12 protein-coding genes are annotated in these 15,450 nt (G+C 34.4%); 4 read left to right on the top strand and 8 right to left on the bottom strand.

The window, feature by feature from the left end; genetic code table 11:
* Window positions 1–28: 28 nt before the first annotated feature.
* The 3 genes from ACKX2A_RS05635 to ACKX2A_RS05625 all read right to left on the bottom strand — a co-directional run bounded on the left by ACKX2A_RS05635 (window position 29) and on the right by ACKX2A_RS05625 (window position 3,637).
* On the bottom strand, window positions 29–538 hold the full coding sequence (locus ACKX2A_RS05635; RefSeq protein ID WP_415328211.1) for a hypothetical protein: 510 nt from the start codon (window positions 536–538) through the stop codon (window positions 29–31).
* 78 nt (window positions 539–616) lie between these two features.
* On the bottom strand, window positions 617–2,203 hold the full coding sequence (locus ACKX2A_RS05630; protein ID WP_415328209.1) for a patatin-like phospholipase family protein: 1,587 nt from the start codon (window positions 2,201–2,203) through the stop codon (window positions 617–619).
* Between the two features lie 534 nt (window positions 2,204–2,737).
* Window positions 2,738–3,637 (bottom strand): CorA family divalent cation transporter, encoded by a 900-nt coding sequence (locus ACKX2A_RS05625; protein ID WP_415328207.1) that lies wholly within the window; start codon window positions 3,635–3,637, stop codon window positions 2,738–2,740.
* Between the two features lie 72 nt (window positions 3,638–3,709).
* Here ACKX2A_RS05625 and ACKX2A_RS05620 point away from each other — a divergent pair, with 72 nt between their 5' ends.
* The gene (locus ACKX2A_RS05620; protein WP_415328205.1) at window positions 3,710–4,732 is read left to right on the top strand and encodes a 3-oxoacyl-ACP synthase III family protein; all 1,023 of its coding nucleotides are present in this window, start codon (window positions 3,710–3,712) and stop codon (window positions 4,730–4,732) included.
* A gap of 430 nt (window positions 4,733–5,162) precedes the next feature.
* Window positions 5,163–6,830 carry a hypothetical protein gene (locus ACKX2A_RS05615; protein ID WP_415328203.1) on the top strand — a complete coding sequence of 556 codons (1,668 nt, stop codon included), beginning with the start codon at window positions 5,163–5,165 and terminating at the stop codon, window positions 6,828–6,830.
* Between the two features lie 35 nt (window positions 6,831–6,865).
* On the opposite strand, the gene ACKX2A_RS05610 is transcribed toward ACKX2A_RS05615, so the two are convergent.
* Window positions 6,866–8,035 (bottom strand): thioredoxin family protein, encoded by a 1,170-nt coding sequence (locus ACKX2A_RS05610; RefSeq protein WP_415328201.1) that lies wholly within the window; start codon window positions 8,033–8,035, stop codon window positions 6,866–6,868.
* Between the two features lie 348 nt (window positions 8,036–8,383).
* Here ACKX2A_RS05610 and ACKX2A_RS05605 point away from each other — a divergent pair, with 348 nt between their 5' ends.
* Complete coding sequence (locus ACKX2A_RS05605) at window positions 8,384–10,009, top strand: helix-turn-helix domain-containing protein (RefSeq protein ID WP_415328200.1); 1,626 nt, start codon at window positions 8,384–8,386, stop codon at window positions 10,007–10,009.
* A 283-nt stretch (window positions 10,010–10,292) separates the two neighbouring features.
* A complete protein-coding gene (locus ACKX2A_RS05600; protein ID WP_415328198.1) occupies window positions 10,293–11,186 on the top strand; it encodes a hypothetical protein in 894 nt (297 codons plus the stop codon).
* Window positions 11,187–11,394: 208 nt separating this feature from the next.
* Here ACKX2A_RS05600 and ACKX2A_RS05595 read toward each other — a convergent pair whose 3' ends face one another.
* From ACKX2A_RS05595 to ACKX2A_RS05580, 4 genes are all read right to left on the bottom strand, one after another.
* Window positions 11,395–11,604 carry a hypothetical protein gene (locus ACKX2A_RS05595; protein WP_415328196.1) on the bottom strand — a complete coding sequence of 70 codons (210 nt, stop codon included), beginning with the start codon at window positions 11,602–11,604 and terminating at the stop codon, window positions 11,395–11,397.
* 136 nt (window positions 11,605–11,740) lie between these two features.
* Window positions 11,741–11,881 (bottom strand): hypothetical protein, encoded by a 141-nt coding sequence (locus ACKX2A_RS05590; protein WP_415328194.1) that lies wholly within the window; start codon window positions 11,879–11,881, stop codon window positions 11,741–11,743.
* 441 nt (window positions 11,882–12,322) lie between these two features.
* Complete coding sequence (pruA, locus tag ACKX2A_RS05585) at window positions 12,323–13,948, bottom strand: L-glutamate gamma-semialdehyde dehydrogenase (RefSeq protein WP_415328192.1); 1,626 nt, start codon at window positions 13,946–13,948, stop codon at window positions 12,323–12,325.
* 273 nt (window positions 13,949–14,221) lie between these two features.
* Complete coding sequence (locus ACKX2A_RS05580) at window positions 14,222–15,325, bottom strand: DNA topoisomerase IB (protein ID WP_415328190.1); 1,104 nt, start codon at window positions 15,323–15,325, stop codon at window positions 14,222–14,224.
* Window positions 15,326–15,450 lie beyond the last annotated feature (125 nt).

The following is a 15,450-nucleotide window of genomic DNA, read 5'->3' as shown; positions in this document are numbered from 1 at the left end:
GAACCTGCCGAAGCATCTTTAATTAAAACTACCTCAAACTTCTCACAGAAACATCTGGTTTTTCACCTTGCGGGACGATAAAAATCGCATCATCATTGATGGTATCTCCCGCATCAAAATAATAACTTCCCGTTATCGGAATAATATTATTGACAAATTTACCTGATTTATCGTAAGCAGAATAAGTAACATTGATGATTTGAGCTTTCATTTTTAGTTCAATCTTTTTGGATGTGAGTTTGGCTCCGGTTGCATTAATGCAATCCAGTTCGACAAGCCCGATATTACTGGCAATCTGCGGATATGATGAAAGTCTGATGTTGTACGACTTATCAGAAGTATTTTTCACAGAAGCCGAAACTTTGTAGCGATCATAAGATTTTCCGCCCGCTTGAATGGTTTCTTTATTTAAAATATTAAATGTAACATTCATTCCATTAACATCTATAGATTGTCCGTCTGTGATTTTTTGAGCATTCACAAAACTTCCGAAACCGATCATTACAAGTAGGAAAAATGTGTAGATTGAATTTTTCATGGATGAATATTTTGATGTTGTGATATTAAAGCTACGAAAAACATTAATGTAAATAGTGAGAATTAATGGAAATTAATTTTACCCCACTGTCTTCGTATTTTCTTCCTTCAAAATCTTTTTCTCCTTCATCGACAGCATCATTCTTTCGCACTTGTATTTTTCCCAATCGAAATTATTAAGAAAATCTAAAGCTGCAGAAAATCCGCGGTTAAAAAGTTCTTCTTTTTCCTCTTTTTTCATGAAGAAATTCAACCAGTTGCTCGTTCCACAATTCACGGTTTGGATGCTGAAAAGATGATAAAAAGTATGTTTGGTAAGAAAGGTTTTATCATTAAAACCTTTCAATGTACTGATGATATTTCCTGCAAAAGAAAGAGGAGACTTCAGTATTTCTGCGCTCGTTTTTCCTTTTTCGGACAGAATATCAGAATCGCTTGTCAATTGAACACCAAACAAAGGCATTCTCGGATAAAAAATATCGGTGGCGTGGAAAAGATCGATCGGGAAATTCGAAATACTTCCGCCATCAATGAAAACTCCGACAGGATTAATATCTTCCTGTTTTGTATTCATCCAGAATTTCCATGCATATTTTACGGAATCATCATTTTTGTCGATTTGTTTTTGCAAAGGTTCAAAAAAGAATGGAACCGACATCGAAGCACGTACAAATTCTGCAGGACTGATGTGTTTCATTTCCTCTTCAGACCAATATAAATTCGCCATTGTCGGCAATTCAACCTTGATTTTTGCATTAATATCTGTTGTGATAACGATATATTCCGATTTTAATGAATAGAAAGGATCTTGTTTGTAATAATCATTGTTTACTGCACTTTCGTAGAAAATTTTGTAGCGAATTTCGTCGATGTGCTCTTTATTATTCACTTTGATTTCTTCGATGCTGTTTAGGGCGATGGCATAGTATTCCATGCCGTTTCCGTAGCGGTAATTAAGATTGAGATCTTTTCCGGACTGTACGAATTTATCATTCAAAGCAGCGACGGTTTTTATTCCGAAGCTTTCCAAAACTTGGGTCATCTGGTTTAAAAAAGCATTTCCGGGATTCAAGCCAGAATTGGCTTTCTTCAAATCACTGTACAATTTTCTGAAATAAAAAAATGCAATAATAATAGGAATGATAGGAACTAAAAAAAGCAATTTTGCTCTCAAAGTCGTTTCAGAAGAAATCGCAAACGGCATAATTACAAGAATTAACATAATTACGGCTGCAATAATTGCATTGGTCTTGATGAAATTCTTATTGTTCAGCATCGAATGAATGGTGGTTTTCACATACGATTTACCATCCATAAAATCAGAAAAATTCCAGTTGAAAAGTATGTCCTTTATGGTTTCGCTTTTCGCTTCTTCTTTCGTTTTACAAGCTGCAATCAGCATGGTGTTGATTGCTCCTGCGCTCGTTCCCGCCACTTTTAGAAAACGGATTCCGAAAATTTCCAGACCATACAAATAACCGACCAGCGCACTTCCCCAAACTCCGCCACCTTCCTGTACGAATTCCACATATTGGTTGCCTTGCTCATCCAAAAGATCAGAAAATTCTTTGGACGAAATATTTTCATGCAAAGCCGCAAGTTTCTGTTTTGATTCTGGTGAAAGAACGTCTTCTTCAAGAATTTTATTCAGCGTTTCGGTTTTCATGGTTTCTTTGTTTTTATGGCGTTTTTTTATTTTCTCTCACAGATTTATTATTTTTATTTGGAGCTTAATCCCGCTATCCACTATATCTTTTGGGTTACGGCTTCCGCTTCGCTCCAGCCGCAACCCAAAAGGATGCCGTTTCTATCGGGGCTAGGGTGGAAGTCATTTATTTAAACTTTGGAAAATATTTACAAAGTTTAAATAAATCAAACATAAAAATCTGCGTCATTTGCTCAATCTGCGAGAGAAATAGTCATTGTGAGGAGTAAAGCGACGAAGCAATCTCAAAGAATAATTGATAAATCCCAAGTTTGTCATTCCGTAGGAATCTCAACTATTATCTTTAAAATACTGCCTAGAGTCCTACGGAATGACAACTAGACGATTGTATGCCGTTTCGCTTTAAAATTTCAATGAACTTTATATTTTTAACATAATAAAAATACAACGTTTTGCTTATTAGTTTTATAATTTAAAATTAATTATAATTAAAATATTCAAAATCAGGGTTTTTACGATTTCAAATTAGGGAAATTACCATTGTTTTCTTCTTGCATAGATAAAAGTACAGATTACAACAACAGCCATTAAACCTAGTGTAAAAAAATAACCATTTTTATGATGAAGTTCGGGCATGTTATCAAAATTCATCCCATAAACTCCTGCTATAAAAGTAATTGGTAAAAAGTATACAGAATAAATCGCCAAAACCTTCATCACTTGATTCGCCTTTTGATCGGAAAGAGCCAAAAACATTCCGATTAAGTTGGTAATCTGAACGTTAAGATGGTCAAAGTCAGCAACAACGTCTTTATGCTTATCTTTTAAATCAACGACTTCAGAATCTTTTAAACCTAATAATTTAAACTTATCAATTGCATCTGTTGAAATCGTCAACACTCTGGAATTTAATCCTGATTTCCTTTTTAATTTATATAATCTTTTAATTTGATTGGTATGGTTTGTATTTTTAAGGAAAATCTCGTTTTCAATGTTGTCCATTGTTTCCAGAAGACTTATCGATTCATCATCAAAACTTTTCATAATTAATAAAGAAATTCTCAACGCAATATTTTCAGCCGTTGTTTCTTCTTTTAAGCATGAAACCTGTTTTTTTGTTTCAGAAATACTTTTGGTTTTCATCCTGTGAATCGTAATAATCGTCCTTCCCATAAGGAAAATGCCGATTTTGGTACTGATATCACTGATGGTGTTAAGATTTTTCCTTTCCAATTCAGTACTTTCTCGTAAAAGAAAGAATTTCACATCTCCGTCTTCTTCATATTTCGGTAAGTGATTGGGATCCAAAGTATCTTCCAAAAGAAGATTATTGATTTCGTATCTTTCATGAAGAAATTTCATATCTTCCGCTGTAGGCGCTTCTACGTCTACCCATTCGCATTGTGAATCTCTGTATATTGTGTCGATTGGCATATCGTAAAAATAGGAATATTTTGAAATACTATGTCTTAAATAAGTTTATCTTTGTCAAAATTAAAAAACTATATGATTAAAAGTACAATAAAAGGGATCGGATTTTATGTTCCAGATAACGTTGTTACCAATGATGATCTAGCAAAATTAATGACCACCAATGACGAATGGATCACCGAAAGAACGGGGATTAAAGAAAGAAGACACAGAAAAAACAGAAACGATTCTCAGGAAACCAGTGCTTATTTAGGTTTTAAGGCATCGGAAAAAGCTTTGGAAAAAGCCGGAATGACGGCTAAAGATATAGACTATATTATTTTTGCGACACTTTCTCCAGATTATTATTTTCCTGGTTGTGGTGTTTTGTTGCAAGATATGTTGGGTTGCGATACGATCGGAGCTTTGGACGTGAGAAACCAGTGTTCGGGATTTGTATATTCGATGAGTGTGGCAAATGCTTTCATTAAATCAGGAACTTACAAAAATATTCTGGTAGTTGGTGCTGAAATTCATTCTTTTGGGTTAGATTTTTCTGACGAAGGAAGAGGTGTTTCTGTAATTTTCGGGGATGGAGCAGGAGCGATCGTACTTTCTGCAACGGAGGATGAAAATGCAGGAGACATTTTATCGGTAAATATGCATTCTGAGGGGAAATATGCAGACGAATTGTGTACGCAATTCCCAGGTTCTAAATTCGGGTGGAGCGACAGAATGAGAAAAGAACCTGAAAATGTGACGAATAAGGAAGTATATCCGATCATGAATGGAAATTTTGTTTTCAAGCATGCAGTTACGAGATTTCCTGAAACGATGCAGGAAGCTCTTGATAAAGCTGGAAAAAAGATTGAAGATTTGGATATGTTTATTCCACATCAGGCGAATTTGAGAATTGCTCAATTTGTACAGCAGAAATTTGGTTTGCCGGATGAAAAAATACACAATAATATCCAGAAATACGGAAATACAACGGCAGCTTCTATTCCCATTGCTTTGAGTGAAGCGATTGAATTGGGTAAAATCAAAAGAGGTGATTTGGTACTTCTTTCAGCTTTCGGGAGTGGTTTCACTTGGGGAAGCGTTTTGTTTGAGTATTAATTTTACTTTTAAATTTAAAATAGAGACAGTCTTAAGCTTTTTAAGGCTGTTTTTTTATGCTTTAATTTCAAAATGTTTTAAAAATTTCATTAAAATGAACATTTTTGATATTGATTTTATTTTTGTAAATGATCTGATGGAAGAATTTTATTCATCATTTTAATTGATTTAAAGTGTAATTGATTGATATTTAACTGTTTTTATGAACATTCGAGTGTTTGTAATTGTGATTTATATATTTTGATTATCTATTTTAATTAATTCAAATAATTTTCATTAAAAATATTAAATGTGTAAACGTTTAATTATTATTATTGAATTATGTTTAACTATAATTATTCTATTTTTCACATTTTTCAATATGATTTAGTTTAACTTTGAGTAAACAATTGTTGACAAAATTTATTTTTAACCGTAAAAATCTAAGGTGATGAAAAACATAATTTTAATGAGTATTTTAATGACTCCATTACTTTATTTCGGTCAGGTAGGTATAAATACTACTTCTCCTGCAGCTACTCTTGATATTGTTGCAAAAAACTCGACCGGAACTTCTACAAATATTGATGGTTTAATAGTTCCAAGAATAGACAGGCAAAGAGCGCAAAACATGACAGGAATTACAACTTCTACATTGGTTTTTATCAATAGTATAGCAACAGGAACTCAAACAGGAATTGCTGCAAACATAGACACAACAGGATATTATTATTATGATGGTACAGTTTGGGTGAAACTTCATAATCCTACAAATGCGACTAATCTTGGAGTAAACATTTATAATTCTGATGGTACTTTAACAGGAAATAGAATTGTAACACAAAATGCAAATACACTGGCCTTTACAGGAACCGCAGTTAACGCTTTTTCGGTTGCCGGATCAGCTTTTTCTGTAGATGCTTCTAATAAAAGGGTCGGAATAGGAACAATAGCTCCCTCAAATTATCTACACATAGCAGAGCCAAACCAAAATACTGGGATTTCCACAAGTTTTGTAAAAGGAGCAACTATAACTGCAACGGGTGGTGGAGCAAGTGGAGGTTATGCAGGACCGGGAATGTATTTTGAAAATCTTACAAATGCTTCTGGAGAGAAAATTTTTAAACTTAATTATACCTCTAATTCAAACAATGAAGGAATATTGAATTTTCAGACCGTATCAGATGATGCTTCATTAGCTGTAACTACGCCTATGGTATTAACGCATAACGGAAAAGTCGGTGTAGGTATCACAACACCTCTCACAAGGTTTCATGTAGACGGCGGGGAATCTAGATTTAGTTCCGGAACTTCAACTTGGGGACTTGTACCCACAACGGGTGGAACTACAGGAGCTTCCAATTCCCTTGAGCTTATTGATCGCATAAACAACGTACGCCGAATCGTTTTTAATGATAATGGAGATGTTTCTTTAGGAGGAATTATTCTTTCAAATTCTGGAATGGGAGCTATTTCTATTCGAAGTGGAAATGTTGGAATAAATACTGCCACACCTCAAAAATTATTTCATGTAAATGGATCATTACAAGTGACGAATGAATTGAATGTAGGTGGTAATGCAACTACGGCAGGATCAGCAGGGACTTCTGGCCAGGTTTTGATTTCTAATGGTACAGGAACAGCTCCTTCTTGGAAATCTCCCAGTACCATTAGTGGAACTGTGTTTTCTGCTTCTTATGTACAAGGCACTACGGCTCTTACTGTTAATCAAGGAACTGTGGCAGATGTTCCAGGGGTAACTTTAACGCTTACAGTACCTTCTGGAAGTACACAAACCTTCCTTTTTACTATTATGGGATATGCTATTTCTAATTCGAGTACCGATTCACAGGGAGCTTTTTACCTTTTGCAAAACGGAACTAAAATATCATCGGCTTATGCTTCAATGGTAAGTGGATCGCAGCTTGTAAGACTTCCTATGTGTACGACTTTTTTAAAGGCAGTGACACTTTCTGCTGGTACGTATACGTTTAAAATACAGTATTCTTCCTGGTCTGGAAATGGAACGGTGAATTTTGTTCCGTCCGGATATTCCGGCTACAATGGAGATACAGAAGCTATGCTTACAAAAATGCAGGTAATCGTTTATAATAATTAAACAAAAAATCCGCAGAACAATCTGCGGATTTTATTTTATTGAATGTTAAGACTTTTCAGCAATTTTTCAGTATCTGCCGAATCCTGTCCTGTTTTTTTCGCCAGTTCAATCGACTTTTCAGCCCAAATTTTAGCGTTTTTCTTATCTCCAACTTTGTTGTAAAGGTTTGCTAGAGTATCTGTATTAGCATAATTTTCACTTTTCTTTACAGATTCCTGTGCCCATGCAACTGCTTTTTCTAATGATGCTTTGTTGGTTACATTTTCAAAGAAATTCCATGCAACTGAGTTTAATTCTTCAGAACTTGCTGAAGATGGATCTTTGTAAAGTTCAATTGTTAATTTTTCATATGTTGCAATATCTTTATCTTTCAAGGCTCTGCTGGATTTTGCTCTTTTTAAGATTTTTTCAGCCTCGTCTTTAGATAAAAATTTTGTAGATTCTGTCATGAAATAACTGTCGTTCCATGTTTTTGTATCCGCGTTGTAAGATTTTTTAACAACAGAATTCAGCTTAATGTTTTTGTCAAAAGCTTCATATCTTTCAGCCGGAAGAATTTTTGTTATTTCAGCTTTCTTAGCCTGAAAAATTTTATACAACGGACTGTCTGTGTTTTGCGCACCAGAAAGTAACATTTGTACATCATCTCTGTCCAGCTCAGTTTTTCCGTTGAAATAGCGTTCCATTACTCTTCCTGCAAATTCAGCATCACTGTATATAGTAAGACTTGCTAAGTTTTTCAAAAATTCAGGATCTTTTTCTCCGTTTTCAAACTTTTGCTTTAATGCTGTTAATCTTTTACTAGGATCTCCTGCATCTTTTGCAAACTGGATAAAATCGTTTTCTTCTACATAACCTAAAGTTCTATGTACCACTTCACCGTTTCCATCCACGAAAAGGTAAGTTGGGAAAGCTTTTACGTTATATTTTTTTGCCAAATCTACCCCTTCACCTTTTTCCATGTCGATTTTTGCGTTCACGAAATGTGAATTATAATAGTCTCCAACAGCTTTTTGAGGGAAAACATTTTTCACCATCAATTTACAAGGACCGCACCAAGATGCGTATGCGTCGATAAAAACAAGTTTATTTTCTTTTTTAGCTTTTGCTAAAACGGTTGAGAAATTGGTGTCCTCAAATTGAATTCCCTGAGCAAAGGCAATAGCACCGATGAATAGGGAAGAGAGTATTGCTAATTTTTTCATAAATACTTTTTATTGATTGCAAATGTAACAAATATGTTAACACATAAGTCTTCATTAAATAAAAATAGTTACATCTTCATTTTGATTAATTTTTTGAAATCAGGTTAAAGAAAAATTTCACCTTTAGATTATTTAATATTACATTTTTTAAAATTATTAATTCCGTAAAATAAAAAATAAATCAATTTGTTGTTAAAATAAACAATTGTTTAATTTTTAGTTTAAAATATTAATCTACCAGATAAAATTTTAATAAAATATAAATTATTCTTAATTTTGTGAAAAACAAAAAGACACCCATGAAAATGATGAATTATTATAATACCCAAAATAATAATTTATTAGTTTATGCCTAAAAGTTTTCATTGGCTTGTATTTTTACTAATCATTACTATTCAAATTCCGGCTCAGGAAAAGAACGATTTTGAAAAAATTTACGAAAAAACTTTTTTAGAAACTGCACAGAAAGATATGCCCAAAGCTTTGAAAGTGGCAGATTCTTTATATATATCTTCAGAAGATCCTTTAAATAAGGTAAAAACATTGATGCTGTCGGCTAGTTTGTACCAACAAATCGGAGATTTCAAAAAATCTATCTGCTATGCTGAAAAAGCAAATTTATTAAGCAACAAAATCAATGATTCCGGTTGGGAATCGATGATTATTGGTTTTCTTGCAGCGCAATATCGATCGGTTGGTTTGTATGAAAGATCTAAAAAATATACAGCAAAAGGCTTAGAAATAGCGAAAAAAATTCAAGATCCTGCTCAATATAATAAATCTTTAGGTTTATTAAGCTTGGAAATGGGACATTACGAACTGGATAACGGAAATTTTCATAAATCAATTGGTTTTATTGAACAATCTTTAGATTCTTTTAAGAAAACGGAAGAATGGGGTGTTACATTTTTTATGGGAAATTCTTATCAGTTGTTGGGTGAAGCTTATTTTAAACTTAATGATTTTAAAACTTCAGAAATAAATTATCAGAAAGCCGAAAAAATATTAAAAGAACCAACTTATTTACTAGGATTGGTTTACAGCGGTTTAGGTGGAATCAGAATTAAAGAAAAACGATGGCAGGAAGCAGATTTTTACCTTAAAAAAGCGGAAAACATCGCCGAAAGATCAAGCCATCTTGAACTGAAAAAATCGGTTTATGCCAACATTAATGATTATTATGAAGGTATTGGTGATAATGAAAAGGCAACTTTATACGCCCAAAAATATGTAAAAGCATTTGGAAAGCTTACTTCTAAAAATGATTTTGAGACTGAAGGAAAGTCGGAAATCACAGAAAGACCAGCTAAAACAAATGGACAGATAAATATTGTCAAAAATATTACAATCATTATTTTGTTGGCGGCTTTGGTTGGGTTGTTTTTATTTTTTAAATCTAAACAGAAAAAACAGCATATAAAATTCAAGGATATTATCCGGAATCAGCAAAATTTTACTCCAAATGAAATTCATGATAAGGAAGCGGATACTCCGGAATCGGATTTTTCACATATCTCCGTAGAAGAAGTTTTTGGGAAAAATGGTGAAACGAGCAGAAGACGGAATGAATCTCTAATGACTTCCGAAACCGAAACCAAATTACTGGAACTTCTCGACGATTTTGAAAAAGGGAGTCTATATAATAATAAGAATATGTCGCTACCTTTTTTGGCGGGAGAGCTCAGTACAAATACGAAATATCTTTCTTATGTAATCAACCAGCACAAAAGTTCAGACTTTAAAACATACATCAATCGGTTGAGGATAAATTATATTGTTGATAAGCTCATTAATGACGATAAATACAGGCAATATAAGATAAGTATTCTTGCGGACGAGTGCGGTTTTTCTTCTCACAGTAAATTTGCTTCGGTTTTTAAAGCCGTAACAGATTTTTCTCCATCGGCGTATATTAAACAACTAGATTCTGAAAATCAAGCAGATAAAAATATTCATTTTCCTGAAAATAATTAATTTAGATATTATATTTATTCATTATCCTTATCATTTTCCCGAAAACAGATAACTATTTATTTTATGTAAGGTAGTCACTTTCATATCTTTGCGCCAGCTTTACGGGATGTAACCAATACTGCAGTTTGTCACGTTTTTTCTGGAATTATTTCCTTTGTAAAAATTGTAAGTCCTGTACTTCTACACCTAAACACTAAAACTAAAACTACTAGCTGAGGTATAAAATATCTAACCAGTATTTTGCACCAAACCATGAAACATTAACTAGTAACAAATTAAACGGATGAGAACAACTTTAAAAGTCGTTGTGGCATCTGTATTGTCCAACTTTGCCTTTTCGCAAATAGGAATCAATACGGCATATCCCATAGCGAGTTTAGATGTAGCCGCGAAGAAAAACGACGGAACTACAGCAGAGGGAATTTTGCCCCCGAGACTTACAGGAGATCAATTGAAAGCAGGAGACGGAACGTACACAAACATGCATGCAGGAACAATTGTTTATGCGACATCAGGAGTGGGATCGATAACTGCAAAAACAACAAATGTAACGTCTGCCGGACTCTATTATTTTGATGGAGTAATGTGGCAAAAAATGATGAATGGTGATGCAGCAATTTTAAATGCCAAAAGCGTAGGAGATATTAAGAACTCCGTGAAAACTGCAGATCACGACGGATGGTATTTATTAAACGGAAGAAGTGTTTCTACCTTGCCTGTAGCAGCACAAAACTATGCTGCAACTTTAGGATACACAGACATTCTTCCGGATGCAACCGACAGAATGCTGAAAACAAGAAGCGGAACTGAAATGTTGGGAAGCGAAGGCGGAGAAAATTCTTTAACGCTTACAAGATCGAATCTCCCGAACATTAGTATGGTAGGAGTAATCAACGGAGTGGCAGAAAATGGTGGAGCTCACTCTCACGCAGCAGGACAGGGAGGTTTTCTTTTGGGAGGTACAACGGTTGGTAACAACGGAACCGGAAACTACCAGGGAAATGGAACTCCAACTTCTTGGGGAGGCGTAGGTATTTTAGCAAATACAGCTTCAGGTGGAGCACATACGCACTCTCTTTCGGGAACGGCAACTGTTCCGACAGGTGGAACGGGAGCGGCTCTTGATAACAGATCTGCGTATTTGGTTGTGAATACGTTTATCTATTTAGGAGAATAATTGTTAGAAAGATTTTTTCTTAAAAATACGATCGGGATGATTGCCCGGTTTTTTCAGTCAAGTTTTTTTAAGTACAAATCCGCAGATTTTTTCTGCGGATTTGTTGTTTTTTTGGAGCGAAGTGACGAAGCCATCTCTAAATATTTTATAATATTTGATAGGATTTGCATCGTATCCCTGATCTATGTCGTCTCTCAGGATTTACTTTTTATTTTGTTTTTGTAGTATCGGTTTTTACCTTTGCTGTATCTGTTGTTGAGGCATTAGGTTCTGAATTGGCAACGGCAGAATCTCCCAAAGAATTTCTCATAGCACTTTTATCGTGCTCATCTTTAAACTCTTCTCTGTTTTCTTTTTTATCGGCACAGCTTCCTAAAAATAATAAACCTAAAACGGCTCCAATCCATAATTTTTTCATAATTAATTTCTTTAAATGTTTAGTATTACTCAAATATAATGATTTAATTAAAAAAATTAAAAAATTAATTTTGCTGAAACACTAAAAATCCCCAGAACTTTTATCTGAGGATTTACCTTATTAAATTAAACCTGTATTATTTTACAGTAGTTGCTGAATCCATCTTCATCTTAATACTGTCGGGATTAGCTGTCGTTGTAGTCATGGTATCGGTCGTTGCAGGTGATACAGTTCTTGTATTATCTACCGCTGTCGAATCTGTACTACTCGTTGACATGGAGGATTCCTTTGTGCCGCAACTTACTGCGAATATTCCGACTGTTGCTATTAACAATAACTTTTTCATAATACTTTGTTTTTGGTGTGTATTAGTAAAAGTCCAATAATTATTCCGAATAGATTTTGTTTTTACTAAAATATCAATAAAATGATTTAAAATTTGTTAATATTTAATAATTTGAATTAAAAATTTAAAGTTAAATATCAAAATGTTGAAAAAAGAGTCAAAAAGTAACCACTTAAGTTAGGGTAGGATGAAATCCTATCAATAATAACCATAATGAATTGCAAGAGATTCCTTCGTCTCTTCTTTCCTCGCAAGGACGATCAACAAGCAACCACAAACCATCAACTATCAACAAAAAAGCCCCGAAACCGAAATTTCGAGGCTGTATTTGTCTATGAACAACAATTGCTATTGCTCATTACGAATTACTTATTAACCAAGATATGGATATTTGTAATCTTTAGGAGAAACAAAAGTTTCTTTGATAGATCTTACAGAAGTCCATCTTAGCAGGTTCATTTTAGAACCAGCTTTATCGTTTGTTCCAGAAGCTCTACCACCACCAAAAGGTTGCTGACCAACAACTGCACCAGTCGGTTTGTCATTGATGTAGAAATTTCCAGACGCATTTTCTAATGCTTTAAACGCTTCATTGATTGCGTATCTATCCTGAGCAAAAACAGAACCCGTCAATGAATATGGAGAAGAAGAATCCACCAATTGTAAAGTTTCAGCCCATTTTGAATCTTCATAAACGTAGATAGATAAGATTGGACCAAAGATTTCTTCAACCATACTTTCGTATTGAGGATTTGTAGTTTCGATAACAGTCGGGTGAACGAACCATCCTTTAGAATCATCCACTTTTCCACCAATTACAACGTTTGCTTCGCTAGATGCGTTCGCTCTGTCAATATATCCTTTACATTTTTCGAAAGAATTTTTGTCGATTACAGCATTTACGAAATTTGATGGATCTTCCGGAGAGCCAATTTTAATAGAAGCGATCTGAGTTTCCATTACTTTTTTCACATCAGCCCAAAGAGACTGAGGAATATAAGCTCTGGAAGCTGCAGAACATTTTTGTCCCTGATATTCGAAAGCACCTCTTACCAAAGCCGTTGCAACTGCTTCTACGTTTGAAGAAGGGTGAGCAATTACGAAATCTTTTCCACCAGTTTCTCCAACGATTCTTGGGTACGTTCTGTAATTGTGGATATTATCACCAATCATTTTCCACATTCCCTGGAATACTTTTGTCGATCCTGTAAAGTGAAGACCCGCAAAATCTCTATGCGCTAAAACTTTTTCAGCCGTTTCTTTTCCGTCTGTGAAAATCATGTTGATGACTCCTTTCGGAAGACCCGCTTCAGTTAAAACATCCATGATAACTTTTGCAGAATAAACCTGCTTATCAGACGGTTTCCAAACCACTACGTTTCCAAGCATTGCCATACAGGTTGGTAAATTTCCCGAAATTGCTGTAAAGTTGAATGGCGTTACTGCAAAACAGAATCCTTCCAATGGTCTGTATTCCACTCTGTTCCAGATTCCTGCATCAGAAACAGGTTGTTCAGAATACATTTCCGTCATAAATTCTACGTTGAATCTCAAGAAATCAATGAATTCACAAGCAGAATCAATCTCAGCTTGATGTACGTTTTTCGATTGACCAATCATTGTAGCAGCATTGATGACATCTCTGTAAGGTCCCGCCAATAGATCAGCAGCTTTCAAGAAGATCGCAGCTCTGTGTTCCCAACCTAGCTCGTTCCATTCTTTTTTTGCAGCCAATGCAGCGTTGATAGCATCATCTACATGTTGCATTGTTCCTCTATGATAAAAACCGAAATCGTGAGCATGATCCTGAGGAGACTGAAGTTGTACTTTATCACCAGTTTTTACTTCTTCACCGTTAATGATCATTGGAATTTCTATTTTCTCAGCCCACATTTTTTTGTATTGAGCGATAAGACTTTTTACTTCTGGAGTTCCCGGAGCATAAGAATTTACCGGTTCATTTACTGCAAATGGTACTTGCGAAATTGCTTTTGACATATTATGATGTATTATTTTAATTTATAAATATGTTGATATACAAATTTACAATAATTAAAGGAAAGAAAAAATAAAGCATTTATCACAGAATAAATCTTCCGGCTGTATTTTATTCAAAAAAATATTCATTTTTATGACAAAGGTTATGATTGCTGCAGGTTTTGTTTTTAAATTTTTAATAAATATCTGAAAATAGATTGTTCTTAAAATTATTTTAGATGAGAATTATAATCAACGAAAATTAAATTATAAAATTACTTTTTTACTTCTGTATTACATCTTCTCCGTTTCCAAAATCTTCAAAACTAGTTTCTCTTCCTGGGTTAGATCTGCTTTACCATCATTCACTTCAATTTGCTCGAGTTCGTCGAGATATTTTTTGATGGTATTATTTTCGTAAAGGTTGATAACTAAAGGATGCACGTAATATTTTCTGCAAACCGTACTTGTATTTCCGAGGTGTGAAGCGACCATTTCGAGAGCTTCCTTCACTTTTCTTTTATATTCTGTGTTGGTTTCTGCGTACCCGATTTCTTTAAATGCAATCAGTGCATTCACTGTTCCAGACCAGGTTCTGAAGTCTTTTGCCGTAAAATCTTCACCGCTGATTTCTTTAATATAATCATTCACCATTCCAGAATCAATCGAATGATGATTTCCTTCATCATCATAAAACTGAAACAGCTCTTTCCCAGGAATATCCTTACATTTTTGAACCAATCTTGCGAGTCTTCTGCTTTTAAGATCAACATTATGCATGATTCCTTTTTTACCTTTAAACTTAAAAGTAATTTTCTGCCCGGTTATTTTTACGTGTTTATCTTTTAAAGTTGTTAAACCAAACGAACCATACAATTTTTCATACGCATTGTTTCCAATTCTGATGTTTGTTTTTTGCATTAAACTGACAATTAAAGCTAAAATTTTTCGCTTTTCGAAATTCCTTAATGCCAAATCCTGCTCAATATGCAGTCTCATTTGTGGCAAAGCATACCCAAATTGAAGCATTCTGTAAAATTTTGTGTGATTTCTCAACGCGCTCCAAAGCGGGTGATAGCGGTATTGTTTTCTCTTTTTTACATCAAAACCTGTCGCCTGTAGATGCCCGTTGTCCAACGCGCAAATCCATACATTTTCCCAAGCAGGAGGAATCACCAAACTATTGATTCGTTTAATTTCGTCCTTATCTTTGATTCTTTCTCCGTCTTTGAAATAAGAATATTTTTTGCCTCGTTTTTTCCGGATAATACCCGCAGATTCTGCATCGGACGTGTAAATAAGATTTACCGCCCTAGCAGAAGCCTCCGGATCTTTCATAATTTTTACAATCTTGGAAGGTTTCAGGTGAGAAATTAGGTCTAAGTCTGAATTATCCATAAGTTTTGGTTAAGAGTTCTTACCCCTTGAAAACAGCCATAAAATAATGGCTATTACGCCTACAACTAAAATAATTCCCCACCACATGCCTGCCTTAAAGATTGTTTCTACTGCTTCACAACTAG

The sequence above is a fragment of the Chryseobacterium sp. MMS23-Vi53 genome (assembly GCF_047651245.1).
Classification (GTDB): Bacteria; Bacteroidota; Bacteroidia; order Flavobacteriales; family Weeksellaceae; genus Chryseobacterium.
This window is presented reverse-complemented; position numbering and strand designations above follow the sequence as displayed.

Bases quoted from the DNA above. Each gene is read 5' to 3' on its own strand.
- ACKX2A_RS05635 (WP_415328211.1), bottom strand. From the start codon at position 538: ATGAAAAATTCAATCTACACATTTTTCCTACTTGTAATGATCGGTTTC.
- ACKX2A_RS05600 (WP_415328198.1), top strand. From the start codon at position 10,293: ATGAGAACAACTTTAAAAGTCGTTGTGGCATCTGTATTGTCCAACTTT.
- ACKX2A_RS05605 (WP_415328200.1), top strand. From the start codon at position 8,384: ATGCCTAAAAGTTTTCATTGGCTTGTATTTTTACTAATCATTACTATT.
- ACKX2A_RS05625 (WP_415328207.1), bottom strand. From the start codon at position 3,637: ATGCCAATCGACACAATATACAGAGATTCACAATGCGAATGGGTAGAC.
- ACKX2A_RS05590 (WP_415328194.1), bottom strand. From the start codon at position 11,881: ATGTCAACGAGTAGTACAGATTCGACAGCGGTAGATAATACAAGAACT.
- ACKX2A_RS05615 (WP_415328203.1), top strand. From the start codon at position 5,163: ATGAAAAACATAATTTTAATGAGTATTTTAATGACTCCATTACTTTAT.
- ACKX2A_RS05595 (WP_415328196.1), bottom strand. From the start codon at position 11,604: ATGAAAAAATTATGGATTGGAGCCGTTTTAGGTTTATTATTTTTAGGA.
- pruA (WP_415328192.1), bottom strand. From the start codon at position 13,948: ATGTCAAAAGCAATTTCGCAAGTACCATTTGCAGTAAATGAACCGGTA.
- ACKX2A_RS05620 (WP_415328205.1), top strand. From the start codon at position 3,710: ATGATTAAAAGTACAATAAAAGGGATCGGATTTTATGTTCCAGATAAC.
- ACKX2A_RS05630 (WP_415328209.1), bottom strand. From the start codon at position 2,203: ATGAAAACCGAAACGCTGAATAAAATTCTTGAAGAAGACGTTCTTTCA.
- ACKX2A_RS05610 (WP_415328201.1), bottom strand. From the start codon at position 8,035: ATGAAAAAATTAGCAATACTCTCTTCCCTATTCATCGGTGCTATTGCC.
- ACKX2A_RS05580 (WP_415328190.1), bottom strand. From the start codon at position 15,325: ATGGATAATTCAGACTTAGACCTAATTTCTCACCTGAAACCTTCCAAG.